We start from the raw sequence: 2,158 nt of genomic DNA, 5'->3' as shown, positions 1-2,158 counted from the left end.
CGAATGGGCATAGCTGGTTTGATGCCCCTTGGGATGTTTGTATTTGGTTGTCTTTTATGCATAATTCCTTTTAAAATTGAAGCCAAAAAATCTAAGGAGTTTTTATACAAGCTTTTCAGCGCTTAGTTTTCATAAAAATCACACGACAAAAGCATCCAATAAAAATCCTTCGTTCCATTTGACTAGGAAGAAAGAGCATCGACCAACATTCAAGCAGTTTGATGGGAGCGATCGCGCTAATTTTGTAGCAAGATTAAAACTTGAGTCACTTAATTTTTTACGGGTGTTACTTGGATGGTGCAAGGCTGACTGTTGCACTGCTGGATGTAAAGCCGATCCACATAAGGTTTCTGCCACCTTAAAGGAATCTCTAGTAAATCTCGCGTACCAGTTATGCCTTGTCCTACAAACAGCAAGAGTGCAATGCAGCTCAAAATGATGTGAATGTTGCGCCAACGATTCAACCGATCTTTGTAGATATCTTCAATAATTGCTAACGAAAATATCATTAACATTGCTGCTGCGATGCCGATGTAGTAGTGAGACACCAACCACTCGTTGTCCCGACGATAGACGCCTTCTTGGAAGCCGAGAATAATTAAACCTGCGCCGGTTAAGGTTGCAAAAACGCCGCGCCAAAGCCGCTGTTTGGCTTTGTAGAGCAACATTAAAGAGGCAATGGTAGCCGCAAACATTAGGACGATAAAGACAACTTGAAAAGGTGTCTGGCTCCAGATTTGCTTGCTCAAAATATGCTCAAAAATCGGGTAAGCAAGCCCGATGAGGCTAACTCCGACAATAGCACCGGAGAGCCATTTGCCTAATTGGACGTGTTCTTGCCCAACCACTGGCGGAATTTTACTTTTGCCTTCTAAATTTTGCAAGCGGCGTTGGCGAGTCTGCCAAGCGCGGTTGACGACAATGCCAATCAGAGGGAAGACGACTGCAATTGCGATCGCGGGATGAATTAAAGCCGCCAAATCTGCAATTTCCATAACAACCTCAGTATGCGTTGATTTTCTAGCTACTGAAAGGGGCAAAGCCAAAGGTAGCGTTGAATAGGCGACACCAAATCGCCACCCCAAACTCTGCTGGATTGACGCTAGCAGGAATAGCATAGCGTTGAGTACCACTTATTTTTTGCAAGCGACCGATGCTTGCATAATCTTTCTCTTTAATGCCATTTGTGGGCGGTTTTTCAGAACGATACAGAATGACGAATAAATCCGGGCCATAGTCAGTTTTGAAAGCTCGATCTAACTCCAGATAGCGTTTTCCATTTTCTATCACTAAGCGCACAGTTCTTTGGGTATGATGTTCTGCTCCCTGAAAAGTCCCAGATTGTGTAGGCGTCTGTGCTACCGATGTAGCAGATGAGTCTGTCGATGGTGCAGTCTGAACATTTGTCTGATTAAAATTGGCTTCTATTGTATTACCTTTTAGCTTCAATGATTACTAAGCTTATCCAGGGCTTGAGTAGTTTTATTAACTATCAGTAATCACGTAAAACTTTAGACCATAGATAAAATTTGTAGTTGCTGTAGAAATAAACAATATTACGTATTTTCTAATAATATATTTTTAATTAAGTACTGGAGTAAAAGTTAGTATATTAATATTAATTTAAATTAAAATAAAAATCAACTGATTACCAAGCCAATTTGAACTAGGGAAATACAACAATGACGACTTCATACCTTAAAAATAAAATCTCAAAGCGTCAAGTCCTAAAACGAATATTCCGCCTTCGGATGGCAACGCTGATCATGGTGGGGACTGTTTTCTTAGCTGCTGCGATCGCTACTGCGTGGTTTGCGGGTGAAGGGAAAATTAGTCAGATATTTGCCGAACTTAATACTTTACAAGAGAATCCACCCATGTGGCTGCAAGCGCCCATGAAGAGTGAATACTTACTAGTTCCTACGGTTGCTCTGCTAGTAATTGTTTTGATAGTAATGAAAATCTCTCCAAAAACCGATGCTTGGTCTCGGTTTTTTGTAGTGGGGATTTTGCTGGGGTTAACGGGTCGATATATTGTATGGCGCTCGCTCTCTACTCTGAATGTTGCTGACCCTCTAAATGGTGTTTTCAGCTTGGGATTATTTTTCATGGAAATGTTGATGTTAAGTAGTAGTACGATCCAGCTTTTTTTGATGCT

The 2,158-nt window shown here is 41.2% G+C and carries 2 protein-coding genes and 1 pseudogene; 1 reads left to right on the top strand and 2 read right to left on the bottom strand.

The window, feature by feature from the left end:
• Positions 1–269 precede the first annotated feature (269 nt).
• Both H6F50_RS26170 and H6F50_RS26165 read right to left on the bottom strand, forming a co-directional pair.
• Positions 270–995 (bottom strand): DUF4079 domain-containing protein, encoded by a 726-nt coding sequence (locus H6F50_RS26170; protein WP_190430959.1) that lies wholly within the window; start codon positions 993–995, stop codon positions 270–272.
• Positions 996–1,020: 25 nt separating this feature from the next.
• Entirely contained in the window at positions 1,021–1,449 is a 429-nt protein-coding gene (locus H6F50_RS26165) for a DM13 domain-containing protein (RefSeq protein WP_190430958.1), read from the bottom strand.
• A gap of 233 nt (positions 1,450–1,682) precedes the next feature.
• Here H6F50_RS26165 and H6F50_RS26160 point away from each other — a divergent pair.
• Positions 1,683–2,158, top strand: a pseudogene (locus H6F50_RS26160) (cellulose synthase catalytic subunit); the annotation flags it as partial.

Origin of the sequence: Coleofasciculus sp. FACHB-712, assembly GCF_014695635.1 — a bacterium.
Taxonomy (GTDB): domain Bacteria; phylum Cyanobacteriota; class Cyanobacteriia; order Cyanobacteriales; family FACHB-T130; genus FACHB-T130.
The sequence above is the reverse complement of the archived record's forward strand: the minus strand, read 5'-3'. Positions and strand labels throughout refer to the sequence as shown.

Coding starts and splice junctions, on each gene's coding strand:
- H6F50_RS26170 (WP_190430959.1), bottom strand. CDS start 995: ATGGAAATTGCAGATTTGGCGGCTTTAATTCATCCCGCGATCGCAATT.